The 23,058-nt window shown below is 67.8% G+C and carries 29 protein-coding genes and 5 pseudogenes; 22 read left to right on the plus strand and 12 right to left on the minus strand.

Translation table 11 applies throughout. The features are described from left to right. Positions 1-109 precede the first annotated feature (109 nt). Positions 110-676, minus strand: coding sequence for an SMI1/KNR4 family protein (locus ACF1GV_RS39640; protein ID WP_391691488.1), 567 nt, complete (start codon positions 674-676; stop codon positions 110-112). A gap of 202 nt (positions 677-878) precedes the next feature. On the opposite strand from ACF1GV_RS39640, the pseudogene ACF1GV_RS39645 reads away from it, so the two are divergent. The 10 genes and pseudogenes from ACF1GV_RS39645 to ACF1GV_RS39690 form a co-directional block, all read left to right on the plus strand. Continuing rightward, positions 879-1,131: pseudogene (locus ACF1GV_RS39645) on the plus strand (transposase family protein); the annotation flags it as partial. Positions 1,132-1,159: 28 nt separating this feature from the next. Next, on the plus strand, positions 1,160-1,366 hold the full coding sequence (locus tag ACF1GV_RS39650) for a hypothetical protein (RefSeq protein ID WP_391691490.1): 207 nt from the start codon (positions 1,160-1,162) through the stop codon (positions 1,364-1,366). 7 nt (positions 1,367-1,373) lie between these two features. Then, complete coding sequence (locus ACF1GV_RS39655) at positions 1,374-2,000, plus strand: histidine phosphatase family protein (protein WP_391691493.1); 627 nt, start codon at positions 1,374-1,376, stop codon at positions 1,998-2,000. Continuing rightward, a complete protein-coding gene (locus tag ACF1GV_RS39660; protein WP_391691496.1) occupies positions 1,997-2,719 on the plus strand; it encodes an alkaline phosphatase family protein in 723 nt (240 codons plus the stop codon). The genes ACF1GV_RS39655 and ACF1GV_RS39660 overlap by 4 nt, the downstream gene beginning before the upstream one ends. Positions 2,720-2,843: 124 nt before the next feature. Next, a complete protein-coding gene (locus tag ACF1GV_RS39665) occupies positions 2,844-3,395 on the plus strand; it encodes an NAD-dependent epimerase/dehydratase family protein (RefSeq protein WP_391691499.1) in 552 nt (183 codons plus the stop codon). After that, positions 3,392-3,517, plus strand: a complete 126-nt coding sequence (locus ACF1GV_RS39670; protein WP_391691501.1) for a hypothetical protein — start codon at positions 3,392-3,394, stop codon at positions 3,515-3,517. Before ACF1GV_RS39665 ends, ACF1GV_RS39670 begins: the two co-directional genes overlap by 4 nt. A 21-nt stretch (positions 3,518-3,538) precedes the next feature. Then, positions 3,539-3,973, plus strand: coding sequence for a radical SAM protein (locus tag ACF1GV_RS39675; RefSeq protein ID WP_391691504.1), 435 nt, complete (start codon positions 3,539-3,541; stop codon positions 3,971-3,973). Between the two features lie 34 nt (positions 3,974-4,007). After that, positions 4,008-4,502 (plus strand): hypothetical protein, encoded by a 495-nt coding sequence (locus ACF1GV_RS39680; RefSeq protein ID WP_391691507.1) that lies wholly within the window; start codon positions 4,008-4,010, stop codon positions 4,500-4,502. Between the two features lie 114 nt (positions 4,503-4,616). Next, positions 4,617-4,952: an NAD-dependent epimerase/dehydratase family protein gene (locus tag ACF1GV_RS39685; protein ID WP_391691683.1), complete on the plus strand. Its 336-nt coding sequence runs from the start codon at positions 4,617-4,619 to the stop codon at positions 4,950-4,952. A 34-nt stretch (positions 4,953-4,986) separates the two neighbouring features. Continuing rightward, positions 4,987-5,616 carry a class I SAM-dependent methyltransferase gene (locus ACF1GV_RS39690; protein WP_391691510.1) on the plus strand — a complete coding sequence of 210 codons (630 nt, stop codon included), beginning with the start codon at positions 4,987-4,989 and terminating at the stop codon, positions 5,614-5,616. 512 nt (positions 5,617-6,128) lie between these two features. Here the strand turns inward: ACF1GV_RS39690 and ACF1GV_RS39695 are convergent. Beyond that, complete coding sequence (locus ACF1GV_RS39695) at positions 6,129-8,018, minus strand: ATP-binding cassette domain-containing protein (protein WP_391691513.1); 1,890 nt, start codon at positions 8,016-8,018, stop codon at positions 6,129-6,131. A gap of 368 nt (positions 8,019-8,386) precedes the next feature. On the opposite strand from ACF1GV_RS39695, the gene ACF1GV_RS39700 reads away from it, so the two are divergent. Together ACF1GV_RS39700 and ACF1GV_RS39705 are read left to right on the plus strand one after the other, a co-directional pair. After that, entirely contained in the window at positions 8,387-8,947 is a 561-nt protein-coding gene (locus ACF1GV_RS39700) for an NUDIX hydrolase (protein WP_391691516.1), read from the plus strand. A gap of 162 nt (positions 8,948-9,109) precedes the next feature. Further along, a pseudogene (locus ACF1GV_RS39705) lies at positions 9,110-9,459 on the plus strand (lamin tail domain-containing protein). A 249-nt stretch (positions 9,460-9,708) separates the two neighbouring features. Here the strand turns inward: ACF1GV_RS39705 and ACF1GV_RS39710 are convergent. After that, positions 9,709-10,188, minus strand: a complete 480-nt coding sequence (locus ACF1GV_RS39710) for a hypothetical protein (RefSeq protein ID WP_391691518.1) — start codon at positions 10,186-10,188, stop codon at positions 9,709-9,711. 28 nt (positions 10,189-10,216) lie between these two features. On the opposite strand from ACF1GV_RS39710, the pseudogene ACF1GV_RS39715 reads away from it, so the two are divergent. From ACF1GV_RS39715 to ACF1GV_RS39730, 4 genes and pseudogenes are all read left to right on the plus strand, one after another. After that, a pseudogene (locus tag ACF1GV_RS39715) lies at positions 10,217-10,477 on the plus strand (IS630 family transposase); the annotation flags it as partial. 991 nt (positions 10,478-11,468) lie between these two features. After that, entirely contained in the window at positions 11,469-11,663 is a 195-nt protein-coding gene (locus tag ACF1GV_RS39720) for a hypothetical protein (RefSeq protein ID WP_391691521.1), read from the plus strand. After that, entirely contained in the window at positions 11,660-13,039 is a 1,380-nt protein-coding gene (locus ACF1GV_RS39725; RefSeq protein WP_391691524.1) for a glycosyltransferase, read from the plus strand. Before ACF1GV_RS39720 ends, ACF1GV_RS39725 begins: the two co-directional genes overlap by 4 nt. A 366-nt stretch (positions 13,040-13,405) precedes the next feature. Then, a complete protein-coding gene (locus ACF1GV_RS39730; protein WP_391691527.1) occupies positions 13,406-14,749 on the plus strand; it encodes a UDP-glucose dehydrogenase family protein in 1,344 nt (447 codons plus the stop codon). Positions 14,750-14,972: 223 nt separating this feature from the next. Here ACF1GV_RS39730 and ACF1GV_RS39735 read toward each other — a convergent pair whose 3' ends face one another. After that, positions 14,973-15,755: a transposase family protein gene (locus ACF1GV_RS39735; protein WP_391691530.1), complete on the minus strand. Its 783-nt coding sequence runs from the start codon at positions 15,753-15,755 to the stop codon at positions 14,973-14,975. Positions 15,756-16,411: 656 nt separating this feature from the next. Here ACF1GV_RS39735 and ACF1GV_RS39740 point away from each other — a divergent pair. Beyond that, the gene (locus ACF1GV_RS39740; RefSeq protein ID WP_391691533.1) at positions 16,412-16,591 is read left to right on the plus strand and encodes a hypothetical protein; all 180 of its coding nucleotides are present in this window, start codon (positions 16,412-16,414) and stop codon (positions 16,589-16,591) included. Beyond that, positions 16,591-16,806: a GNAT family N-acetyltransferase gene (locus ACF1GV_RS39745; RefSeq protein WP_391691536.1), complete on the plus strand. Its 216-nt coding sequence runs from the start codon at positions 16,591-16,593 to the stop codon at positions 16,804-16,806. Before ACF1GV_RS39740 ends, ACF1GV_RS39745 begins: the two co-directional genes overlap by 1 nt. 85 nt (positions 16,807-16,891) lie before the next feature. On the opposite strand, the gene ACF1GV_RS39750 is transcribed toward ACF1GV_RS39745, so the two are convergent. The 3 genes from ACF1GV_RS39750 to ACF1GV_RS39760 all read right to left on the minus strand — a co-directional run bounded on the left by ACF1GV_RS39750 (position 16,892) and on the right by ACF1GV_RS39760 (position 18,446). Then, a complete protein-coding gene (locus ACF1GV_RS39750; RefSeq protein ID WP_391691539.1) occupies positions 16,892-17,305 on the minus strand; it encodes a VOC family protein in 414 nt (137 codons plus the stop codon). After that, positions 17,302-17,886 carry a dihydrofolate reductase family protein gene (locus ACF1GV_RS39755; RefSeq protein ID WP_391691542.1) on the minus strand — a complete coding sequence of 195 codons (585 nt, stop codon included), beginning with the start codon at positions 17,884-17,886 and terminating at the stop codon, positions 17,302-17,304. Before ACF1GV_RS39755 ends, ACF1GV_RS39750 begins: the two co-directional genes overlap by 4 nt. Before the next feature lie 86 nt (positions 17,887-17,972). Continuing rightward, entirely contained in the window at positions 17,973-18,446 is a 474-nt protein-coding gene (locus ACF1GV_RS39760) for a YdcF family protein (RefSeq protein ID WP_391691545.1), read from the minus strand. Between ACF1GV_RS39760 and ACF1GV_RS39765 the strand changes: the two genes are divergently transcribed. Continuing rightward, positions 18,387-18,653, plus strand: coding sequence for a DUF6417 family protein (locus tag ACF1GV_RS39765; protein WP_391691686.1), 267 nt, complete (start codon positions 18,387-18,389; stop codon positions 18,651-18,653). The genes ACF1GV_RS39760 and ACF1GV_RS39765 overlap by 60 nt on opposite strands. On the opposite strand, the gene ACF1GV_RS39770 is transcribed toward ACF1GV_RS39765, so the two are convergent. After that, positions 18,580-18,987, minus strand: a complete 408-nt coding sequence (locus ACF1GV_RS39770) for a hypothetical protein (protein ID WP_391691548.1) — start codon at positions 18,985-18,987, stop codon at positions 18,580-18,582. The genes ACF1GV_RS39765 and ACF1GV_RS39770 overlap by 74 nt on opposite strands. Positions 18,988-19,295: 308 nt before the next feature. Continuing rightward, positions 19,296-19,499, minus strand: a complete 204-nt coding sequence (locus ACF1GV_RS39775; RefSeq protein ID WP_391691550.1) for a hypothetical protein — start codon at positions 19,497-19,499, stop codon at positions 19,296-19,298. 232 nt (positions 19,500-19,731) lie between these two features. Here ACF1GV_RS39775 and ACF1GV_RS39780 point away from each other — a divergent pair, with 232 nt between their 5' ends. Further along, positions 19,732-20,364 carry a DUF6000 family protein gene (locus tag ACF1GV_RS39780; RefSeq protein WP_391691553.1) on the plus strand — a complete coding sequence of 211 codons (633 nt, stop codon included), beginning with the start codon at positions 19,732-19,734 and terminating at the stop codon, positions 20,362-20,364. Further along, positions 20,361-20,762: a DUF5958 family protein gene (locus ACF1GV_RS39785; RefSeq protein WP_391691555.1), complete on the plus strand. Its 402-nt coding sequence runs from the start codon at positions 20,361-20,363 to the stop codon at positions 20,760-20,762. The genes ACF1GV_RS39780 and ACF1GV_RS39785 overlap by 4 nt, the downstream gene beginning before the upstream one ends. Positions 20,763-20,837: 75 nt before the next feature. On the opposite strand, the gene ACF1GV_RS39790 is transcribed toward ACF1GV_RS39785, so the two are convergent. Both ACF1GV_RS39790 and ACF1GV_RS39795 read right to left on the minus strand, forming a co-directional pair. Then, positions 20,838-21,299, minus strand: coding sequence for a hypothetical protein (locus ACF1GV_RS39790; RefSeq protein ID WP_391691558.1), 462 nt, complete (start codon positions 21,297-21,299; stop codon positions 20,838-20,840). A gap of 65 nt (positions 21,300-21,364) precedes the next feature. Next, positions 21,365-22,026 (minus strand): annotated as a pseudogene (locus tag ACF1GV_RS39795) (IS5 family transposase); the annotation flags it as partial. A gap of 41 nt (positions 22,027-22,067) precedes the next feature. Between ACF1GV_RS39795 and ACF1GV_RS39800 the strand changes: the two are divergent. Next, a pseudogene (locus ACF1GV_RS39800) lies at positions 22,068-22,541 on the plus strand (IS5 family transposase); the annotation flags it as partial. A gap of 8 nt (positions 22,542-22,549) precedes the next feature. Here ACF1GV_RS39800 and ACF1GV_RS39805 read toward each other — a convergent pair. After that, a complete protein-coding gene (locus tag ACF1GV_RS39805) occupies positions 22,550-22,963 on the minus strand; it encodes a hypothetical protein (protein WP_391691561.1) in 414 nt (137 codons plus the stop codon). Positions 22,964-23,058 lie beyond the last annotated feature (95 nt).

Raw genomic sequence — 23,058 nt, forward strand, 5'->3', positions numbered from 1 at the left:
GCGGCCCGCCACCCGCTATGACGTGGGCAAGACCGTGAAACGACCCGAGAGCATCACTGAACGAAACCGACTCAGACCATAAAGAACAAGCTGAGACCGTGTTTGAGATCTACTGAGATGCCAGCCATGCGGTGTACCAGTCGTGGAAGTCCGGTCCTGGGGTCAGGCCGCCCCAGGAGCGGTCGTCGAGCCAGACTTGTCCGGCGTTTGTGCCCGTGATGACGAGGCGAGAGAAGGCGCCGCAGCCGATCTCGCTGAGGACCAGAGTCCCCGCGACCGAGTAGTCGGCGTCGCCTCCCCTGCCCGGTCCCGGCCAGTCTGTGGTGTGCGGGAACGGGGTGGCCAGGAAGCCGGCTCGCAGGCACTCGGTCCGAAGGTCGTGCAGGGCCTCTTCGTCATCCACTTCCTCTGCCAGGCCCAGCAGTCCGTAATGAGGTCCCGCTCCGCCACCGGCGACCGTGCCCAGGAAGTCCCGGTAGGACGCGGGAAGGGTGACGCCGTGCAGTTGCTCGAAGGAGCGGATCGCCTCCTCCGACAGGAGCGGTTGAAGCCGGTATCCGTGGTGCGAGGCACCGAAGCGGCGACGCTCAGGATCCTCCAGGGCCATCGCGGCAACACGAGAGCGCACCGAGGCGCCGTTCCAGGTCCCGGTCGGGGCGGCAGCATCAGCGGTCACGCCCGAACCGTATCCTCGTCCGGCTCCAGCGCCCGGCGGCCGGACAACAAGGGGATGTGCGGCAACTTGTCGGCGGACCAGCTGATGGCCCACATCGTCGCGGCCGACACCCTCTACATCTGTACCGCATGGAGGAGGTGTTCACCCAGCTCGGGTGGCTGGCTGGCGGCCCTGGTCGCGTACCCGCGTTGATGCACGGCCACGCGAGGCCGACCCCGACTTCGTCTTGCTGGACGGCACCCTCGCCGAGTGCGACCGCGTCGGCGACTCACGCGCGGACTATTCCTAAGCACCGTCGGTACGGTGTGAACGTGCAGGTGGTCACCGATCCGAACGGCCGGCTGCTGTGGCTCTCGCCCACGTTGCCGGGCCGGGCTCACGACCTGACCGCCGCCCGCACTCACCGGATCGTCCGCATCTGCGAGCGCCAGGGCGTCCCCATCCTGCGGGACGTACAACCTGGGCCGGGGCGAAGGCACCAGCGTGCTCTCCCTGGTGGACGGGCTGCGGCGGATCAGCGGTGGGGAGGTGCCCCTGGAGCTCTGCGCCCGCCGGCCCGGCGACATGCCGGCGTCGTGGGCCGACGCCGGACTGGTGTTCCGCACGTTCGGCTGGCGAGCCGAGTACGACCTGCACGACATCCTCAGCTCTGCGTGGGCGTGGCACAACGGCGCGCCGCGCACGGGGTGAGGCGGACATGCATCTCCATCTCGTACGCCACGGGCAGGACACCCGCCGGGGGGAGCGGACACTCACCGCGCAAGGCCTCGGCCAGGCCCGTGCCGTGGCGGCCCGGTTCGCGCGCCAGGGCGTCACGCACCTCCGTACCGCCGCGCAGACCTGCGCACGGCAGACCGCCGTCGAGATCTTCCGTGCCACCGGCGTCCCTCCGGCCGTCGACGACCGGCTCGACGAGATCCGCTCGGGACCCCACGGCGACGCGCGGACCCCCGGGCCCCGAGAGCGGCTGCGTGAACCCCAGTGCGCCCGTGAGACCGGCGGATCCGAGACATGGAACCGATTCCTCGAGCGTGTGTCGGTGTGTGTCTCCGAGTTGTGCCGACAGGGCGGACCTGGGCAGCACATCGTGCTGGTGACGCACAGCGGTGTCTTCGACGCCCTGCTCGAGGTTCTGTGCGGCACCGGAGCACGCATCGAACTCGCCGTTGCCCACACCGGCATCACCCACTGGGAATACCGCCCCGGTGACCCGGCCGGCTCGTGGCTGCTGCACGGCCACAACGACACAACCCACCTCGCCCCTGTCTTCCAGCAGCCGGAAGCCAGGGCCGCCGCAAGTACCGGAGACCCATCATGCGGATGACCCGACCGAACAGCTGGCGCAAGCTGGTGGTCTTCTGCATCGACGGAGGAGTGCCGTCGATCGTCAGGGAACACGACTTGTTCGCCGTCGACCAGTGGGTCCAAGGCTTCCAGCCGAGCCCGGTCTCCGCGCTGCCGACGGTCTTCCCGTCATCGACCGCGCCCGCCCACGCGTCCTTCCTCACCGGGCGGCACCCGGACGGACACGGCATCGTCGGCAACAGCTTCTGGTCGACGGAGCCGGTCGCGCAGATCAAGGCCCTCTCCGGTAACCCCCTGTCCAGCGTCCACCCCTACGAGCGATCCACGCTGACCGCGCCCTCGCTGCTCGACTGGTGTGAGGAGAACGGGCTGTCCGCGGCGGCGGTGCAGTTCCCTCACACCTTCACACGCGGTGAGGAGGGGACCGCGATTCCGAGCGTGTACTGCCTCTACGCGCCGTCCCGGTCTGGGACCGTGCCTCTGGAGGATGGCCGTGGGTCCGCGGAACTGACGTACTTCGACCACCGGGTCCGCCTGGCCTTCGACACGACCGACAGCCTCGTCGTCGAGGTGTCCGTCCCCGCCGGCCACGGTGCCGGCCCGACGAGCCTGATGACCGGAGTGACCACACGGGTGGACGCGCGGCTCGGTGACGACGGCCGGCTGTCCATCCCGCTGACCGTCCGTGCCGTCGGGGGCCCCACCACGTGGCATTCGAGGCGGGGACGGCCCTACTGAGCAGCGCATACGGGGCGATGGAGGACCTCCTCGCCAAGACGGATCCCCACCAAGGGCCGAGCTCCCTGTCCAGGGACTACACCGCCAACCCGGACCACACCTTCCACGAGTCCCCCCGTGCCCCGTGGGTCACGGACATGGCGTTGACGGTGCTCGCCGACCTCGATCCGGACGTCCTCTTCGTCCGCTTCAACACGGCACCGACGTCACGGTCGCCCGCTTGTTCAACGTCTACGGGCCGCACGAGCGTCCGGACGCCCTCGTGCCACGACTGTGCAAGAGCGCCCTGGAGGGCCGCCCGCTTCCGCTGGAGGGCGATGCACTTCAGCGCCGGGACCTCACCTACATCGCGGACCTGACCCCCCGCCTGGCCCGCCTGGCGATCCTGCCCGCGCTGCCGACTGTCAACCTGGGCAGCGGTGTCACGCACTCGGTGGCCGAGGTTGCCGAGATAGTGCGCCGACTGCACGCCAGGACGACATTCGAACCTCTGTCTGAGCGGCGGAACGAGATCAGGGAGTTCCGCGCCGACGTGACTCTGGAGCGGAGCATGCTCGGCCCCGTGGACCGTCCGGTGAGCCTGGCCCAGGGCGTGGAAGCGACCTACGCGTGGTGGAAAGCCCACCTCATGACCGACACCTTCACTGAAGAACTGAACAAGGAGTTCGCTCGATGAGTGGGTATCGCGCACCCGTGCGCGCCAGTGTGGACGTCACCTACGCGTGTGACCTCCGTTGCATCCATTGCCGCACCAACACCGGCGAGATCCCGGTGCACATCCGCCGCCGGATGCTGTAGATCGAGCAGCTCCAGGAGGTCATGCTCGACCTCGACCGCATGGAGACGTTCGAAATCACTCTGACCGGGGGCGAACCGACCATCCGCAAGGGGTTCTGGGACCTCCTGGACGTGGTTCCCAAGCTGAAGCACTCCACAGTCACACTCATCACCAACGCCGCCAACCTGAGCCGTGAGCAGATGGACCGCATCATCGCCAGTGGCATCTCCTCACTGCGGGTCAGCGTCGACGGCACCCGGGAGACGTTTGAAGCGGTCCGTCTGGTCGACCGCTACGACCAGGTCATGGAGAACTCGGCCTACCTGCGCGACCGCGTCGACAGCTTCAAGGTGCTGACCACGGTGATGAAGACGAACCAGCAGAACGTCTTCGCACTCGTCGACGACCTCCGCCTGCGTGGCTTCCGGCGCCAGGACCTCATTCTGGTCCGGTCCCACGGGCCGCGGCGGACGTAACCGTCTGCTGCTGACCGAGGCCGAGACGATGGGGATGCACCGGAAGGTCCAGGAGTTCCGTAGCCGGGTACCGGCCGTCGACTTCGACCTGAACCTCAATGCCCCCTACCTGGTCCCGGGTGAGGAACTGACCTCGCACCAGGACGTCGTGATGTTCCCCTACCTGGTGAAGGACACCAGTGTCGCCATCTCTGCGACCGGCGACGTCACCATGAGCCGGCTCTACAGCGCCCACCCCCTGGGCAACGTCAAGGAGGCGGCGATGGCGCGCATCTGGGATGAGGGGCAGGAGCAGCTCGCGCGGGAACAGGAGGAGTTCACCGACGACAAACTGCGGGAGATCTTCTGGGACTTCGCTGCGGCGGAGACTCCGGACAGCGCGCCCGTGGTGCTCACCTCACTCCTAGACCGACAGCTGTTCGAGGGGTACGAGGTCCGCCGACTTTCGCGACGGCTGTTGGTGTTGACGCGACGGCTGTTGGTGTTGGGTCTGCGCTCGCTGTGGCAGGCGGCCGTTCCGACACGGTGACACATACACAAGGAGAGACATGAGAAATAAGTCCGTCTTCGTCACGGGAGTCGCGGGGCTGCTGGCAGCCACACTGCCGAGCAGTTAGTTGAGCGCGGATTCTAAGTTCGGGGCATCGACAACCTCCTCGGTGGTTACAAGGAGAACATCCCGAACGGCATAGAGTTCCGGACAGCCGATTGCCGCGACGTCCAGGACTACGCCGATCTGTTGGACGGCGTCGGAGTGGTCTACCACTGCGCAGCGGCACCCTACGAGGGCCTGAGTGTCTTCTCCCCCTACCTCGTTCACGAGCACACTTGCGGTTCAACTATCGCTGTGCTTTCCGGGGCGCTCGCGGCTGGGGTGAAACGGTTCGTCTACTGTTCATCGATGGCCCGCTACGGTGCGGGCGTCTTCCGCGCGAATGGTGGCGGTCGTCGACCAGATGCTCCATCTTCGGCCCCCTAACACACTGTAACCTGACTTGGGAGTAAGTGGCGCAATGTCTTTCGATCACAATGATCATTATCATCGAGTTTTGCTGCGGGCTGTTCCCCAGGGCTGTCGCCGGGCGCTGGACGTCGGTTGCGGCACCGGTCGATTCGCTCGCAAGCTCGCGGGATTGGGAATCGAAGTGGATGCATTCGACTCCGATCCAGGGGTCATCGAATTCGCGAAGGCGGAAACGGCCTGTACGGTCGGAGAAGCGAGTTCGCTGAACTTCCGAGTGGTGGACGTCGGCTCTGTTGACCTGCCTGAGGAACAGTATGACTTCATCTCGTGCCTGGCGAGCCTTCATCACATGCCGTTCGACACCGTCCAGAAGCTACGTGGCGCACTGACACCTGGCGGCGTCCTCGTCATCCTGGGCTGCTACCCGGAAAGGTCACGTGCAGATTGGGCTTGGAGCCTCGCCGCAGTCCCGTTCAACACCGTGGCTCGCCTCGCAACCGCGGTGCTAGACAAGGTCAGACCCTCGCGGAATGGGGTTAGCATCGTGGATGCCCCAGTGCAGCAGCCTACGATGTCGTACGACGAGATACGGGTCAAGGCCTCAATCCTGCTGCCCGGATCCACCATGCGCAGACTTATCTTCTGGCGCTACTTGCTGACCTACCGCCGGCCTCGCTGACTGCGCCCGGGCCTCGGTCCGCGCGCCTGAGTCCCCGCTGGGTCTCCCTCGGCTACTGGGTCGTCCGTCCCCGTACCACAGCGCCCCCTCCTAGTCCCAGCCCCGGCGCCGGGCGCCCGGCGCCGCGGTGAGCAGCACAGCCAGGTCCTCCGCGCGGCTGTCGAGGAGGTGGGGCGCGCGGCCCTGACCAAGGGCGGGAACGACGTGGCGGGAGGCCCGGGTCGCGAGTGAAGAACTTCACCGAGGGCGAGACCTTCACGTACCAGCGGGCCGCCTCCGTCGCCTTCCAGCTCCCACACCCGAGAGCGGTACCAGTCGTGCGAGGCGTCGCGGACGTCCGTGACGGGGCCGATGTGCTGCTCCGCCCAGCGCCGCACCGCCGCGGGCAGGGGTTTCGTCTGCCTCATACCGCGCACCTCGCGTTCGGGTGCGTGGCGGATGCCAGGCGGCTGCGGCTGTCGGCGGGGCTCGGGGAAGGGGGCACAGTCTGCTCCTGGGTGGGGCGCACGTGGTCAGCGGTCTTGTGCGAGGTGAAGGAGTTCGGCGAAGGTCCCGCCAGCGTGGACGAGATCGTCGTACCGGCCACGTTCGGTGATCCGGCCGTGCTCCATCACGATGATGTGGTCGGCGATCTTGGTGTTCTCCAGGCGGTGGGTGACCACGATGGTGATGCGGTCGGCGGCGATGGCTTTGATCTGCTCGAAGATCTGGTGCTCACCACGCGGGTCCATCTGGGAAGTCGGCTCGTCCAGGATCAGCAGACCCGGGAGGCGGTACAGGGCCCGGGAACACGCGATGCGCTGCCACTGCCCGCCAGACAGCTCCGAACCCCCGAAGACCTCGCGGGACAGCAGGGTGTCCAAGCCCGCGGGAAGGTCGTCGACGGCTTCGCGCAGGCCCACCGCGTCGATCGCCTCCCATACAGGGCCGTCGTCGTGGGTGCGGGGCTGACCGAGGGTGACGTTCTCCCGGAGCGGCATCGGCCACTGGGCGAAGATCTGCGGCACCAGCCCGGTCTGCGCCCACACGCTGGCGGGGTCCACCTCGGCCAGGTCGGCGCCGTTCCAGGTGACCTTGCCCTTGTCCGCCAGGTAGATGCCGGTGAGCAGGCGGGTGAGCGTGGACTTGCCCGAGCCGTTCGCGCCGACGATCGCGAGGATCTGACCGCGCTCCAAGGTGAGGGAGACACCGTCGACGGCGGGCTTGTCCTTGCCCGGGTACTGGTAGGAGACCTCCTCGAGCCGGATCTGCTCGACCCGGTCGTCGGGCCTGCCCGGGCCGCGCTTGGGGGTGCGGGCCGCGGCGTCGTCGAGGAATGCCTGCATGTCGCTCAGGTAGAGGCTGGTGTGAAAGACCGCGGCGCCGTTGATGACGACCTGGGAGAGTGCGGCGAGCGTGGTCTGCACGGCGATGACGGCCGTGGCCGCAACCGCCAGTTCGATCCGGCCCGAGACCGCCAGCCACGCCAGTGCTCCCCAGGTGGCGACGAGGAACACGCCGCCGGCCACGGCGGAGAGCAGAGCGATCCGCAGGGTCCGCGGCGCGGCGGCCAGGGTGCGCCGGTCGCATCGGTCGGACAGGGCCCGGTACCAGTAGACGAGGTAGTCGGTCATCGAGTTGGCGCGGACCTCGTCGCCGTACTTCGACGTGGTCGCCCACCAGCGCATCATCCCGCGCACGTTACGGTCGGCGATGTTGGCGTAGTGGATCTCGTAGTCGACCCGGGCGGTCAGAACCGCCCCGACACCGGCCGGCAGCACCGCGAGCAAGAGCAGCGGCAGCATTAGAGGGTTCAGCACCGACAGCACCCCGCCGGCGGTGACCATCCGGATCAGCGCGGACAGGAACCGCTGTGCATCGGTGACCATCACCTGGGTGCGGATCACCCCCATCTCGGCCGCCTCGTGCCGGTCGGAGAACCCCTCCTCCGCGTACGCGGACGCCTCCACCCGGCACACCGCCTCGACCAGGGCGCTGTCCGTCTCCGTCGTCAGCCGCGGGGTGATCCGCCGCTCCGCGTACGTGGCCACCGCCGCCGCGCCGCGACCCAGCGCCGCGGCGAGCGCAACGACCACCAGCGCCGGGACAGCTCCGTGCAGCCGGTCGCCGGCCGATCCGTTGCCGAGAACGGGCCTCATGGCGTGGGCGGTGGCGGTCAGCAGCACCGCGGCCGAGACACCCGTGACCACCTGGCAGCCGAGCAGCAGCTGCACGGCCCGTCGGTCTGTCCGCCACGACAGCCGGGCGATCCGGCGCAGAACGGCCGGGATCTGCCCGCACATCCGGCGGAAGGACACCTCGGCGAGCGGATTGACGGAGTACTGCCCGCTGTAGGTGATCTCCGCCGGCGGTGGCGGAGGAGGCGCAGTGGTGTGGTGTTCGTTCCTAGCGGCCGAGGTCAACGTGGTCCCCTTTGACGGTCGTCCTGCGTGGTCGTGAGGCTCAACGACCTGGCCTGGATATCGAACACATGTGTTTCGGTCGGTCCTGGAATCCCGAGATAGAGCGGGCGGCGGCAGGTGGACGATGCATGCATCCAGCCCGCACAACAGGTTTGTGAATGTGGGCGGTTGGCCGAATCGCCAACGATGGTGCTCGCGAGCTGGGGATGGGCGCGTTGGGCCGCACCGGCTCGCACTCGACTTGTAGAGTGCGAACCTCCCCGTACGCCAGGGACCTTCGCTGGAGCTGACTGTGCACGTGCTCGCTGCCCGTATCCGAGCGGTCGGTGACCGGGAGCTTCGTTCCCGGACCGGATCGGAGGTGGCCCGTGGCGATCGGTAATGCCGCCATCTCGGACACTCTTGCCGCTTACCTGGAGCGCTACCCGGATGAGGCCGAGCTGCTGTCCGAGCCGGTGCAGATGCTCTCCGGCGGTGAGAACTTCGCCTCTCGGCGGAGCTTCCCGATGCATGTGACGGTCGGCGCTCTGCTGGTACGCGGGGGCTCCGAGATCCTGCTGATCGAGCACCGGGCCTACGGGATCACCTTGCAGCCCGGAGGCCATCTCGAGCCGACCGACACCACACTGATCGACGCCGCTGTGCGCGAGCTCTCCGAAGAGACCGGCCTCGATGCCGCGGCAGTGTTCCTGGCGGATCCGGTCCCCGCGTATGTCGAGTACGGACGTGTTCCGGCGCGCCCGGAAAAGGGCGAGCCGGACCACTACCACCTCGACATCGGGTTCGCCTTCACGACGGACCAGGCGGATGTGGGCCAGATTCAGGAAGCGGAGGTGACCAGCGCCGCCTGGTATCCACTCGCGGACGCCGAACGGCTGGTCGGCCACCGCATCGCCCGGGCAGTCAGCAGGCCGTCACACGCGGGCTGACCGAGCAGAATCGTACGACTTGGGACGGCCGCTGCACCGGATGCCGCGCACCGGCCGAGGGCCTGCGGGGTTTGGTCCGGTTTGTCCGGATCACGCCGGAGATTCGTCGAGTTGAGTGACGACGACGAGCCAGCTCGTGATCGTGACGTCGTCGGGACGGGTCTGGGCATAGACGCGGTATCGATCAGCGCGGTGCAGTACGACTCCCTGGGACGGGACGACCGCTCCAACCCTCACTGAACGCCGATTGGGTGGAGATCACGAACAGCACCCGCCGGACGCTGAACCTGGACGGTTGGACCCTCAGCGACGAGCGCGGCCACACTTACACCTTCCACCACTACCGCCTGGACGGCCGCTCCACCGTCCGCGTTCACACCGGCTGAGGCCGCGACGCCCGCCACGATGTGTTCCAGGACCGCCGCAACTATGTCTGGAATAACGACCGCAACACCGCCACCCTGCACAACGACCACGGCCGCTTCATCGACGAACGGCGACAAGGGCTATGACTATGACCACCTGCGGGGATGACTGCGGTCACGCGGCATCGTCCCGCGCAGCGCCCGCCGCGGCATCGAGTCCTGCCGATGTCTGGGCTGGCACTGCTGGGTCGTCGACCGCGCCGTGTCCGGGCTCTCCGGCTGCCGCCGCCTGCACCGACGCCACGAGCGCAAGGCCGAGCAGTTTCTCGCCTTCACTGCATCGCCGCAGCCCTGATCTGCTACCGCCGCCTCGCCAGCATCGGTGGACGGGACCGGTCAGCGTAAGACCGCTCCGACGCTGCGAACCCATACAGCAAAGGGCGCGGCCTCCGGCTCAGTCACGGCCGCAGACTGATCGTTCACGTCTTCGAGATCCTCCTGGGCAATTACGCCTGGCTCCCGGTCGCTCAGGAAACCCTCAACGACCAAACCGAGATCCTCACAAGGCACGTACGCCCCACCGAAGGGCAGCTCGTCCGAAGCCACCGACCCGGTGGAGCACCGGAGCTGCCCAGCCTGCTCGTCAAGCCACACGTAGAAGGTCGCCACCTCTGCGAAGCCCATCTCGCGGACGCGGAGCCGGATGCCTTCTGCGGCCCACTCGAATGCGGCGACCACCTCCGACACGGACAGGGCCCGCCGGTCCTCATCCTCCGCACCCAGCCACCAGGTGTTGGTCTCCCACTCCACTCGATGGTCAGTCGGCTCCAGCACCAGGCGCTCGTCCGCCACCTCGGCAACCCACGTCAACAGCATTCCCGAAGTATCCCTGCCCAACTTGGACCACCGGACCCCCAGGCGCTGCCGCGAGGTGGGGGACTGGGCCGATGCCAACAATGTCGAGATCGCCTACATCCCGACCAACAGCTCCTGGCTCAACCGGATATCGGCCCAGTTCACGGTCCTGCGCTCCTTCGCGCTCGACGGCACCGACCATCCCAGCCACAAGGTCCAGGGCAGCATGATCCGCCGCTACATCATCTGGCGGAACAAGAACGCCGCCGACAAGCGCCTCAACGCACTGGCGAGCAACTCCAACGCGGCCTCACCCGGCGCGGCCGGCGGCGTCACTCACCACGGGTGCAGGAAGCTCCGGACATCGTCATGACCGTCGAGGGCCCGTCCGTCCACGTCCATCGGGTCGGCTTCGGCCCGCGCCGCCAGCGCGAGGGCCTCAACGCTGAGTCGTCCGAAGCGTCGAGCGGTGTGTCCAGGCACAGGCCCGCCAGCCCGAGCAGTGGACTTCCCGATGCAGCCCGCGTCCCGACCTCCACGCGCCAGTGCTCGATGAACTCCGCGTCGTCGTCGTTCAACGCGGTCCCGACCAGGACGCCTGCCGCCTCGCCCTCCGCCAAGCGGTCACGCAGAGCCCGCTCCGTCGTCTCGACCACCACCTCGTGAGGCAGAGCCGGAGGGTTCTCGGAGCTCGGATGAGAATGCACCGCGGGTCTGGATCTGTTGCGCCTCGTGTACGGCGACTTCCCGTTCACTGGCGGCCCGGCTGCGGCAGCGAGGGCGAGTTCGGCGGGGTAGTCGTATCGGTCATCTCGGCTTGGGGCCCGCCGAAGCACGGCGAGGCGCCCCCGGCGCGCAACGGGGGAGGGGGGCCTCTGGCAGTACGGGCTGTCGCGGTGGCGCAATTCCGGCCATATGGCTTGTCGTTTGGTGTCTTCACCGCCAGTTGCTTGCGGCGTCCAGTTCTTCTGCGGTTGCCATTCACGCATTCCGCTTCCTGTGTCGTGAGTGTCGGGAGCTTTGGCTATGAATTCGACCCACCTTTGGCCAATGATTGCAACGAGGAAGGGTGTCCGGGGCGTGCGCAGATCGGTGACGAAATATTTTTGTCGCAGTTGCATCACGAGACTTGATCATGATCGGGCACCGCTGACCTGGCATTACTTCACGTCTCGATCCGGAGGTTCCCGTTCCGAGGTTGGTTGAAGGTTCTTTCAAAGTTAAAGAACTGCACGGCGCTGTCACGGATGCTTCTACTATTTTTCACATCCAACGACCTTTTCCCGTGGGGGGACTTACACATGTCTGGACACGCTCAGTTGGCGCAGACGGGGGCTCCGGTTCTGGTGATCGGCGGCATGACCTATCCGATCGGGGGGTGGATGCTCGGGGCCGCAGCGACCTTGGTCTGCCTCGGCCTGGTCTGCATCCGTCTGGGGTTCCGCCGCAAGCTCGCCGCAGGTTCCGCACCGACGTCCCAGCGGCGCACCCAGTGAGCCGCCAGCACCGCCAGCCGCTGCTCAGCGCCCACCAGCACCGGTCCGCGACCGTCATCACGGGCATCCTCGTTCTGCTGTTAGCCGCCGCGTGGACCACGCACCACGCCGTGATCGCTTTCAGCACCGATGCCGAAACCCGCAGCCGACTCACCGTGGTCTGGATCAGTCTGTTCCTGGTGTTCCTGTTGCAGACATTCATGTACCACCTCGAGCGGATGCCCCACGTCACTGACCGCAGCCGTCGCCAGCTCGACGCCTTGCACGTCTCGATCCTGGTCCCTGTCTACAACGAGGACCCCGGCTACCTGCGCCTGGGGCTGGAAAGCTTCCTGCGCCAGACCCGCATGCCCGACTCGGTGCACATAGTCGACGACGGCTCCACCAACGGCGACTACACCAAAGTGCGCCTGTGGTGGGAACAGGCAGCCGCCAGTGCAGGCATAGCCACCACCTGGCAGCTGGTCACCAACGGCGGCAAACGGCACGCCCAGGCCCACGCCGTGCGGGTCAGCCCCGAGGCAGACATCTACCTCACCTGCGATTCCGACTCCTGCTTTGCGCCGAACGCCATCGAGGAGATCCTCCTGCCCTTCGCCCGGCCTCGCGTGATGTCGGTGGCAGGCATCGTTATCGCCACAAACAACCGAGCCAACTGGCTGGTGCGCGTGACCGACCTGTGGTTCGTGGTGTGCCAGCTCGTCGACCGCTCCGGCCAGTCGGCCCTCGGCGCCGTCATGGTCAATTCAGGACCCATAGCCGCCTACCGGGCCGGCATCATCCGCGACAACCTCGGCTCCTACCTCAACGAGACGTTCATGGGCCGCTCCGTGATGTTCTCCGACGACAGCCTGCTCACCCTCTACGCTCAGCAGCGCGGGCTGACGGTTCAGCAGCCGCGGGCCATCTGCTTCACGGCGATGCCGGAGAAGTGGAGCCACTTCTCCCGCATGTACCTGCGATGGATGCGCGGTTCCACGATCCGGTCGGTGTGGCGGATGCGCTACCTTTCCCCCGCTCGACCCGCGTACTGGCTGCACGCGATGCGCTGGCTGCAGATGATCCTCACTCAGATGGTCACCGTCTGGCTGCTCGTCGTCGAGCCGCTCTTCTTCCACGAATTGCCGCCGAGCAGCATGCTCGTCATCCCGTTCCTCATCGGCTACGCGCAAGGGCTCCGCTATCTGAGCATCATCCGCTCCGACGAACGCATCCGGCAGCGAGCCGTCACCTGGCTGGCGATGCCGCTGGCCATCGTGCTGGCCTGGACCCTGCTGCGGTTCCTTCGCTGGTACGGCATTCTGACGTGTGCCAAGACCGGATGGGGCACTCGTCAGGCAGGCGCCGAAGTCTCCCTGGGCACCCAGGCCGCCTAGGCCGCACTGGCCGCCACCGAACCAGCAGCCACGGCACCGGCCATCGGCCAGGGCGCCGTACCGACCCCAGCAGCTTCGCCAAGCCCGCCCCGCGCTCATTTCCCGACCGTCCACCCGACCTCCCGGTCCGCAGTCCGGTGTCGAGCAGCCGGTGGCAGCCAGTTGCCTACCACCGGCTGACCGCCCAATCGCAACGGTCATGTCAATAGAACGCCGCAGCCTGCTGTACCACCGACTAGTCTCAACCGCCGGCCGCCGGCCGCCGGCCGCCGACCACCGCTCCTTCGCCCGGCCGCCGACACCTGGGCGTGGCTGCACGCCTCAGGCCTAACGCCCGTCATCACGCCAAAACCCGTGGGGAAACAGATGAACCGCAACGACCATGCGCACCGGATCGCCGTGTTCGGCGCCGGATACATCGGCCTGGTCGCCGGCGCTTGCTTCGCAGAACTCGGCCACCACGTCACCATCCGCGACATCCAGCCCGAACGCGTGCGCATCCTCAACTCGGGCGACGTACCCATCTACGAACCGGGCCTGTCCGACATGCTCGCCCGCAACAAGGAACGTCTCACCTTCACCCTCGACGCAGCGCAAGCCGTCGCCGTCGCCGACGCCGACGTCGCCTACATCTGCGTTGACACCCCACCCACCCCCTCCGGAGACGCCGACCTCTCGCGCGTATGGGCCGTCATCGACTCCCTCACCACAGCCGGCCACCTGCGCGCCGTCGTCGTGAAATCCACCGTCCCGGTCGGCACCGGCGCCCGCATCCGTCACGCCCTGGACGACGCCGGCCTCGCCCACGTCGCCTACGCCTCAAACCCCGAGTTCACCGCCGAAGGCCACGCCATCGAAGACTTCATGCACCCCGACCGCATCGTCATCGGCACCGACGACCCATCCGCCGCCCTCCTCGTCCAAACCCTCCACCACGGCATCCCCGGCCCCGTAGAGACCATGGACATCGCCTCGGCGGAAATGGTCAAGATGGCCGCCAACGCCCTGCTCGCCACGAAGATCTCCTTCACCAACGAGATCGCAGCACTGTGCGAGGCCACTGGAGCGGACATCACCCATGTCACTCGAGCCATCGGCCAAGATCACCGGCTGGGCCCGCACTTCATGCAAGCCGGCCTCGGCTACGGCGGAAGTTGCTTCCCCAAGGACTCCCGCGCACTACGCGCCCTCGCCAGCAACACCGGCTACCCCTTCCAACTCCTCACCGCCGTCATCGAAGTCAACGAGCTCCAACCCCGCCGCGCCGTCCAACGCCTCAAAACCGAACTCGGCACACTCAAGAACCGCACCGTGGCCCTACTCGGCATGACCTTCAAGCCTGGCACCGATGACATGCGGGAAGCACCCAGCACCATCATCGCCTCCCGCCTCCTCGCTGAAGGAGCCACCGTCACCTGCTGGGATCCCATGGCCCGCCCCGAACCAGGCACCCAGCCCTGGAGCCACACCCAACGCCACCCCACCATCGCCGAAGCCCTCACCGATGCGGACGCCGCCATGCTGGTCACCGAGTGGCCCCACCTCACCACCACCGACTGGGCCGCCCACCGCACCCTCATGAACACTCCTGTTCTCTACGACGGCCGCAACCACCTCGACCCCACCACCCTCACCACCGCGGGCTACACCTACCTCTCCACCGGCCGCCCCACCCCTGCCCCCAAGCAAGTCGACGAGGACGCCGCCTGAACTTGCCATGCGAGGTCCGGCGTCGAACGCGCCTCAAACTCGACCCACGGCTTTACCATTCAGCAGACGTGGAGGCGACCTCGGCTGGTCCTGTCCTCCGTCGCAGAGGCAGAGAAACCAGCGCGAAGACCGTAGTCGGGGGTTCGGTGCATCGGGGCGTCACCAGGGGCGAGCTCGTGCACGGTAAGGGGTGGGACGTCGCGAACTTCAGCGTGGCCCGAGTTCACGTCTGCCGTGTCGGGTTCAGGCCCACAGTCTGCTGGTGGGACAGCAGGCCGGCGATCGCTTGGATAGTGTCGCTCGTGTGTTCGCGGCGGCCGAGGTGGCGGGACAAGGCCCGCCAGTTCTTCAGGTGGGCGATGCCGTGCTCGACACGAATACGGCGTGAGGAGTGTGCCTTCCGCTGGCGTTCATGCATCTCCTCGTACCAGTCTGGGGCGTTCTTCCTGAACTTGCGGTGTGGTGGTGTCACCACCCGGCCGCCTGTCTGGGCGCCCAGACCCTGGTAGCCGGCATCCGCGAGGATCTCCAGCGCGGGTCCGCCGTCCAGGAGCCTGACCAGCCCTAATTGGCGGGCGTGGGTGATGTCTGCGCAGCTGCCGTGCTGAGCCGGGCTGCAGAAGAGGACACGGCCGTCGCCGTCCGTGACGACCATCGTCTTGACCGCGTTCTGCTTGCTCTTGCCGGAGATGAACTTGTCCCGGTCCTTGCGTCCGGCAGCGGGACGCCTGACGCGGATCTCGGTTCCGTCGATGATGCCGGTCTTCCCGCTGGTTCCCAGGTGGTCGACGACCTCGTCCAGGGTCCGCAGCCGCACTCCGGGGCTGATGGTGCACCCTCGCTCGGCGAGCAGTGGCCGCACCTCGCCGATGGCACGGGTGACGGTGGAGCGGTCCACACCGAACCAGCAGGCCAGCACGTCATGAGTGACGGCATGGCGCAGATGCACGAGCGTGGCCAGGAGCCGGTCGACGTACACCAGCCGGTGTTTCGCGCCCGCGCCCACAGCCCGCTTCCGCGGCCTGGAAGCGAGCTTGGCCTGGTGTCTCTCGTGCCACAACGGCCCTACCTCAGCGACGAGTTCAGCGATCACACCAGCCGACAGGCCGGTGATCCTCCGATCCCTGATGATCGCTGCACGAGACGCGTTCCCCACCACACGACCATGATCGACGATCGAGAACTCGACGCCCCACCGCCTACCGTGCACGAGCTCGTTTGTCACGCTCGGCGTTGCAGATGGAGACAACGCGCCACGTGCCGGATCCGGTGCATTCGGCCCATCCGCCGGTGTCGCCGACGCTGGTCTTGCAGGACAGCGCCTGCGGCCCGGCCGTCGCGGCCGACGTGCGCGGCGGCCCGCTCGGCCAGGGCGGCGGCCTGCTCGTCCGCCCCGGCCTCCCGCAGCTCCCCCAACAGCCGGAGCGCTGGAGAGGGATTGCGACAAGTACGAGCAGCGGAAAAGCTGGTCGCGCCTGGAGGCGTACCAGCGGCTGCTGAAGGGGTGGGCGGCGAAGTACCCCACAGGCGGCATCCCCGCCGCGCCTGCCGCCCCCGTGGCTCCCGCCGCCGCGCGGCAGCCGGTGACACCGCAGAGGTTCACGGGCCCGGCCGCGCCCCCTCAGGTGATAACCGACCACTGATCCCGAAGGACCTCACCGCATGCCCGTAGACCTCCAGATCGGCGTACGCGTCTATCAGTTCATCGTCGACCGGCTCGACGACCGGCGTCGCGAGCAGGAGGTCTGCCGCTGGATGGGCCAGGACCGCGTGCCCGAGGCGGAGATCCGCACCCTGTTCCGCGCCATCCTCAGCGACGTCGCCGCGCTCCCCCCGCCCTAATGAGGCCGGGCCTGGGCGCCGAGGTGGTCCGCGGCCTGCTGCGCCACGCCGCCGACAACCTCGGCCTGAAGGAGGCCTACGGCATGGTCAGCGCCGACAACGCGGCCAGCCTCGCCATGTGCCGCCGCCTGGGCTTCAGGCCCGTGCGCGACGTGGTCGACGACGACGGCAAGGTGACCAAGCTGATGGTGATCACGACGACGGAACCGGACTGACCAGGGCGGCGGCGGCCGTAGGCAATTCAGCGGCGGACCCGGCCGCGACGGCCGCCACCAGGGGCCGGGCAGGACCGCCCGCCACTCAGGAGAAGTCCGCCGCGGTCATCCCGTCGGAGTGTCCGGCCGGCCACTCCACCAGTTCGATCCGGTACCCGTCCGGGTCCGTGAGCCACGAGGTCTTCGGGCCCGCGGGACCGCCCGGACTCAGGACGGGCCCCGGGTCCAGACCGGCTCCGGCCAGCGCCTCCAGGGTGCCGGCCAAACCGTCCACCTGGACCGCGAGGTGGTCGACCCCGCTGCCCACGTCGACGGGTCCGTCAGCGGGACGGTGGACCAGCTCCAGCGAAGCCGCCGTCTCCTCGGGGAACTTCAGGATCACCAGGCGGCTCCCGTCGCCCGCCTCGGCCCGGCCCAGCACGCCGTAGCCGAGGGCGGTGTAGAAGCGCAGGGAGCGCTCCAGATCGGTGACGCGGTACGAGACGAAGAGCGTCCTCACGCCGCCTCCCCGGCCTGGCGCACCCGGTAGCGTAGGTGCGTGACGTCCCGGTCCTCGAGCCGCCGGACGAGTTCGACCTCGGTGTGCTCACTACCGAGGTGGTCGAACAGCCGCCGGCCGCCGCCGAGGAGGACCGGCACCAGGTGGATCTCCATCTCGTCCAGCTTCCCGGCTTGCAGCAGCGCCTGCGCCGCCCCCGCACCGTGCCCCATGACGGGCCGGTCCCCGGCGGCGGCGCGCGCCAGCCGGGCGCACTCGTCGACGTCGGTGACGAACCGCGCGTGGCCGGGTGGCTCGTCTCCGTCGTCCACGTGGTGGGTGAGGACGAAGATGGGCACGCCGTCGTGATGGTCGCCCTGCCAGCGCCGGGCGAGTTCGAAGGTCCGCCGGCCGGAGATCAGCGCGCCGGTCGCCAGCGCCTCGCGGTAGACCTGGCCGCTCGGCCCGTCGGACTCCCGGTCGTCGAGCCAGTCGAAGAGCCGTCCGCCGTCCCGCCCCAGCTCCTGACCTGGCCGGTCGTCCGGCCCGGCGATGAACCCGTCGAGCGACATCGACATGTACAGCCGAATCGGCTGGGGCATCGTGGACTCCCTCGCTCCGCCACGCCTCCCGCCCCGCGGCCCCTGCTCGGCCGACGAGGGTGTCACCGAAGGGCGCGAGGACTCGCTCAGCGCTCGAAGACCGCCGTCGCCACGGGCACTGCCAGCAGCAGACTGAGCCCGGCCAGCGGGAGCCGGTCCAGCCACAGGACGGCGGCGAACTCGCGCAGGGTCGCCGAGAGCCAGTACGCGGGGGAGGTCGGCGCGCCGATGACGTCGACGGGGACGCCGGCGCGGCGGGCCAGCAGGGTAGTGCGGTAGACGTGGAAGCCGCTGGTGACCACCGTGGCCCGGTGGCCGGGACCGGCGCGTTCCATGAGGGCCCCGCTGAAGTGGAGGTTCTGCCTGGTGTTGACGGAGCGGTCCTCCCGCACGATCCGGTCGGAGGACACTCCGCGGGCGCGCAGGTAGTCGGCCATGGCGTCCGCCTCGGAGACGACTTCGTCGTCGCCCTGCCCGCCCGAGACGACGAACGTCACAGGATCCGTGTCCGGCGGGTAGCGCCGGCCGACGGCCTCGTCGAGCGGGTACGCACCGCCCACTTCGACCGGCCGGGCAACCGCTGGCGCATGACCCTCACCGCCGAGCAGATCGACTCGGTCGCCTACGCCTTCCACCTGCGCGCACTCAGCGGCTCGGTGGCTGAGGCCAACTGGCTCGCCCGCGATTACGGGGTCACCTACCGCGTCGACCCGTCGACCGGCCGTGCAGGCGCTGTGCGCCCGCCGTCGCGTACCGCCTCCCTCTGACGGCCTGAGCCTGGCATTTAGCCTCCGCAGTGTGCCGGGCGGCCTCATCATCGGGGACGGGAATGACTTGGCCGGTCCAGCTCCAAGGTTCCTGGCGCGGGTCCCAGGTCACCTCGACGCTGGTGCCGTGGAAGTCGCGCGCGAGTTCCTTCACCATCCTGGCCGCGGCGGGCAACGCTACTGCGGGATCCAGCAGCTCGCTGCTGAGGCGCCCGCAGAACATTCCGCCTTCCGCATTGAGGACGCTGTGGCGCCAGCCGTCCGGCGTCCCCAGCAGGACGATTGCCTTGGGCAGACCGAAGGAAGGCCGCTTCGCATTTCGTCGTTTCGCCACGCAGCCATCCAACATGGCGGGGCGGACATCCTCGGCGCCAGCTGACAATCCAGGACACGACTCGGTCACCTGCTCAGCCCCGGGCGACCCGCCGCTCTCACGCCCGCCGTGGACGCTGGACGGCATGGCGAAAGCGGCGAGAAGACCTACCAGCCGGGCGAGATCGTCCCCCAGTCGGGGATCTACGAGTGCGACTGCGGGCAGAGCCACCAATACAGCACCGATGTGAAGGGCCACCGGCTCCCGCCCCTGCACGACAGCTGCACCGGCAGCGGCTGGCGCCTGAAGCCGCCTCACCCTGACCTCCTCTACCCCCACACCTCCGGGCCGCCGCCGCGCCATTCGATGTCGTCGGACCGGATGACGTCGAGGTCGTCGATCCCTTCCATGCCGGCGTCCTGGAGGAAGGCGACGACGTCGCGGAGCCGGTAGGCGCGGCCGAGGATGGTGCCGTCCGCTCGCACGCGCCGGCCGCCCTGGTTGTCTGGCGGATACACGATCACCTGGACCATGCCTCCAGCGTCCCGCCGTGCCCCGAGGGGCGCACGGTGTGGTGCGCCGGCGGCGCGGGCTTCGTAGGCTGGGTGTGCTCGGGGCCACCACGGAGGGACACGTATGCCCCGGACGATCTGGAGCGGCGCCATCTCCTTTGGCCTGGTCACTTCTCTGAACCAGTAACTACGGTCCGTCGAGGCAGTCGGCAAACCTGTGGCACGTGCGTACCGTTAAGGCCAGGATGCGGCTATGCGTGATGTCCAGAGCGATCCCGAACTGCAGGACCTGGTTCGGCGGTTCGTCACGCCTGATCGGCGATACCTTCGGTTGGGCGGGAGCGTTTTCCGGTTGAGCCCGGTCGAGCGCTCCGCGCTCGTGCGGGATCTGGCTCAGGCTGCGTACGAAATCACTCCGGCGGAGCTCGACGTCCTCTTCGAGGGTGGGTGGCGCGAGCGTAAGACTGCCGCCTGGCTGGTTGCTGTGGCTCACAGGTCCGAGTTTCGCGAGCTGATAGGCCGGCTCCTGCTGGCCAGCGAGGGGCCGTATGCGGGCGCGGCGTACTGCGTCGCCCTTGCGAAGTTCGGCAGCGCAGCGGATGCCGAATTGCTCAGCGCATACCTTGATCACTACTTGTCGCGTCCCGACCTCCACTACGACCAGGCAGTCGTCCTTGGGACGCTCCTGTACCTCGATGAGATTCTCGGCTCCGAGTACACGACACGGTTCCTAGCCCCGGGCGGTCCCTGGGACCGATGGCTCGAGGTCCGGGCCCTGGCGGCCCTCGACCCGCAATACTGCCGGCAGGCCATGCAGCGGCTATGCGCCTTCGTCGACGAGGCCGCTGAGGCCTTCGTCTCGCTGGACTGCGGGAATCGATCATGACCGACCGAGACATCATCCTCAACGAACTCGCCCAAGGCCTGCGCCTGATGTCACAGGGCATCGAGTGGTTCGACAGCCACGGCCCGGAGGAGCAGGCCGAGATACTCCTGTTCCTGCGCCATCACTGTGTGCAGGCCCGCGCTGTCACCGAAGACGGACCGGAGAGCATCCGCCGTGCCGGGCTGCGCCCGACGCACACGCCTGCGGTTCTGATCACCCGCGGCCCGATCGACCAGCAATTGGGGAAGATCGCTGGCCTCACCCCCGTCGATGAACGCCGCAAAGCGTTCCGGCTGCTGGTCGCGGTACTCGCGGTCGCGGACGAACGGCGCCGCGAACGCTTCTGCTCCGGCGGATGCGGTCACTGGTGGCACAACCTGCCCGTCGCCGGCGGGTGATGACAAATCCACCGCGCCGCTGTTCTCCGCCCGCCCCTGGACTTCGTCTGCGGCAAGACGGGCTGACGGCATTGCTCACGCGCGCGTGCCGTCGTCGCCGGAACCGATCACCGCGCTCAGGGCCCGCAAGGCGTCATCGTATTGGTGACGGTCGAACTGGAACGGACCGAATGCCACGTAGTCGCGGGTCTTGCGGTGCGGTTGCTCAAAGGCGTCCCAGGCTACGAGGTCCGCCGTCGCGGTGATGCGGGCCATGAGAGGCCAGCATCCCCACTTGCCGCATTCACACCCGAGAACAGGTGTCTTCGGCCCCACCGTGCGAGTGGACCGTCCGAGGAAGTGGTCCTGCATCGGGCCGAACCGGAAGAACTCCGGGATCAGACCGCCGTAGGCATCACCCGCAGGCTGCATCCCGGCGGCGATCTCGAACCCGTCGATCAGCTCGGTGAGTGGTGCTCCGTCGAGGTGGGGGACGACCACGAGCGGACCGTCGTCGCCGCGATGCCGGCAGTCGAACCGGATCTCATTGCTGATCATTCCGTGATTGTCTCAGCGACGCTGCTCCCTCCTTTCGGGCGGGCTGAGCCGAGACCTTACGCGGCATGCCGAGGTTGATCGACATGCCGCCGGATGCGGAGTCGATCTGGTCGATTTTGGATTCGACTCCGGCGAGGCTGACGCGGAGGCCTTCGATCGTAGCCCTTGTCACCGTGGAGCTTGCCCGGTCGACGCCGCCGTCGGCCGCGACGGGAGCGGATGGGTGGTATGCCCTGCACGAGCGGGACGAGGGCCTGGCTGTTGTGCACGTTGGCACCCGAGATACCGACGGACAGGGGCAGACCGGTCCGCTCGGTGATCAAGTGGATCTTCGAGCCGTACTTGCCCCGGTCCACAGGATTCGGGCCCGTCAGTTCCCCTTTTTCAGAGCCCGCATGTTCACCGAGTCGATCGCGCACCTCGACCAGTCCAGTTCACCGCGTGCACCGAGCTCGTCGAGGACCAGGCGGTGAAGCTTCGCCCACACTCTGGCCTTCGACCACTCGGTGAAGGGCCGGTGAGCTGTGGCTCCCGAAGGCCCGAACGACGCGGATGGCAGCTGCTGCCACGTGCATCCCGACGTCGCGACGGACACGATCGCCGCCAGTACTTCCCGGTCACCGTGCCGGCGTCGACCACCCCCTTGCAGACGAGTCGGGGCCTCCGGCACCACCCGCTGGAACAACTCCCACAGCTCATCCGGCACCAGCCGCTCAACGATCCCCACCCCGGCAGGCTATCGAACAGACCAAATGAGATGACCTGTAAAAAGGGGGCGAACACACAGGTCCGAGCCCCGTGGACCGGGGCAAGCCGGGTTCCAAGATGCACGTCCTGTCGGACGCGAACGGACTGCCCCTCCTCGTCGGCGTCTCGGCTGGCAACACGCACGACAGCGAAGGGCTGAAGCCCATGGTCGAGGGTCACCAAACGAGACACGACCCCGATCGCGGCTGGTACTTCAAGCCCCAGCGGCTGCACGCGGACAAGGCCTACGACCGTGCTGATCGGCGGAAATGGTTACGTGGCAAGCGCATCGGAGTGCGGATCGCGCGCAGGGGCATCGAGTCCAGCGAGCGATTGGGCCGCCGCAGGTGGGTGATCGAGCGCACGATGTCGTGGCTGTCGGGCTACCGCCGACTCAGCCCCCGCTACGAACGAAACCCCCGCAACTACCTGGCATTTCTCGGACTCGCCGCAGCCCTGTGCTGCTACAAGCGACTCGTCCGCCTCACCACATAGGACACGGTCTAGAGATCCCAGTTCTCATCACCGACGGCAGCGGCGGCGAACGCCGAGATGGATTCGTCGACCTCGAACTGATGGTCCCTGTCGAGCTTCGCGTAGTTCGCCTCGAACTCCTCTTCTGTCATCGTCTCCAAGCTGGTGCAGAGGGTCACGACGAGTTGTTCCTGTTCGTCGAAGCTCAGCGGCCTGGTGCTGGCGTTGTCTTCATCGACCTCGTCGTCGCTGTCCGCGCGAGAGTAGGCCACGGCAACGAGGCTTCCGGCCACGGCCACGGCCACGCCGATCACCACTGCCACTGATTTGGCGGGGGCCCCCAGTCCGTTCCACCTGTCAGCGAGCCGCTGACGCATTGGCTTCTTCTCCGAGTCGTCCTCCGGCCGTTGGGCGGGCGAGTCCTGCGGACGCTTGCTGCTCATGGGCGGGAGCGTACCGAGGCACCCGGCCAAGAGAGGAGCGTTCACAGGAACAGCTCGTGTGCTGGTGTGAGGTGCGGCCGCCCCGGTCGGTAGGG

The organism is Streptomyces sp. NPDC014006, from assembly GCF_043088925.1.
GTDB lineage: Bacteria > Actinomycetota > Actinomycetes > Streptomycetales > Streptomycetaceae > Streptomyces.

What these genes read in the sequence shown, in the direction of transcription:
- ACF1GV_RS39745 (WP_391691536.1), top strand. Translation starts at nt 16,591, where the DNA reads ATGAGGCCGGGCCTGGGCGCCGAGGTGGTCCGCGGCCTGCTGCGCCAC.
- ACF1GV_RS39710 (WP_391691518.1), bottom strand. Translation starts at nt 10,188, where the DNA reads ATGCTGTTGACGTGGGTTGCCGAGGTGGCGGACGAGCGCCTGGTGCTG.
- ACF1GV_RS39785 (WP_391691555.1), top strand. Translation starts at nt 20,361, where the DNA reads ATGACCGACCGAGACATCATCCTCAACGAACTCGCCCAAGGCCTGCGC.
- ACF1GV_RS39660 (WP_391691496.1), top strand. Translation starts at nt 1,997, where the DNA reads ATGACCCGACCGAACAGCTGGCGCAAGCTGGTGGTCTTCTGCATCGAC.
- ACF1GV_RS39680 (WP_391691507.1), top strand. Translation starts at nt 4,008, where the DNA reads ATGCACCGGAAGGTCCAGGAGTTCCGTAGCCGGGTACCGGCCGTCGAC.
- ACF1GV_RS39690 (WP_391691510.1), top strand. Translation starts at nt 4,987, where the DNA reads ATGTCTTTCGATCACAATGATCATTATCATCGAGTTTTGCTGCGGGCT.
- ACF1GV_RS39720 (WP_391691521.1), top strand. Translation starts at nt 11,469, where the DNA reads ATGTCTGGACACGCTCAGTTGGCGCAGACGGGGGCTCCGGTTCTGGTG.
- ACF1GV_RS39730 (WP_391691527.1), top strand. Translation starts at nt 13,406, where the DNA reads ATGAACCGCAACGACCATGCGCACCGGATCGCCGTGTTCGGCGCCGGA.
- ACF1GV_RS39655 (WP_391691493.1), top strand. Translation starts at nt 1,374, where the DNA reads ATGCATCTCCATCTCGTACGCCACGGGCAGGACACCCGCCGGGGGGAG.
- ACF1GV_RS39790 (WP_391691558.1), bottom strand. Translation starts at nt 21,299, where the DNA reads ATGATCAGCAATGAGATCCGGTTCGACTGCCGGCATCGCGGCGACGAC.
- ACF1GV_RS39805 (WP_391691561.1), bottom strand. Translation starts at nt 22,963, where the DNA reads ATGAGCAGCAAGCGTCCGCAGGACTCGCCCGCCCAACGGCCGGAGGAC.
- ACF1GV_RS39740 (WP_391691533.1), top strand. Translation starts at nt 16,412, where the DNA reads ATGCCCGTAGACCTCCAGATCGGCGTACGCGTCTATCAGTTCATCGTC.
- ACF1GV_RS39780 (WP_391691553.1), top strand. Translation starts at nt 19,732, where the DNA reads ATGCGTGATGTCCAGAGCGATCCCGAACTGCAGGACCTGGTTCGGCGG.
- ACF1GV_RS39755 (WP_391691542.1), bottom strand. Translation starts at nt 17,886, where the DNA reads ATGCCCCAGCCGATTCGGCTGTACATGTCGATGTCGCTCGACGGGTTC.
- ACF1GV_RS39775 (WP_391691550.1), bottom strand. Translation starts at nt 19,499, where the DNA reads ATGGTCCAGGTGATCGTGTATCCGCCAGACAACCAGGGCGGCCGGCGC.
- ACF1GV_RS39675 (WP_391691504.1), top strand. Translation starts at nt 3,539, where the DNA reads ATGCTCGACCTCGACCGCATGGAGACGTTCGAAATCACTCTGACCGGG.
- ACF1GV_RS39670 (WP_391691501.1), top strand. Translation starts at nt 3,392, where the DNA reads ATGAGTGGGTATCGCGCACCCGTGCGCGCCAGTGTGGACGTCACCTAC.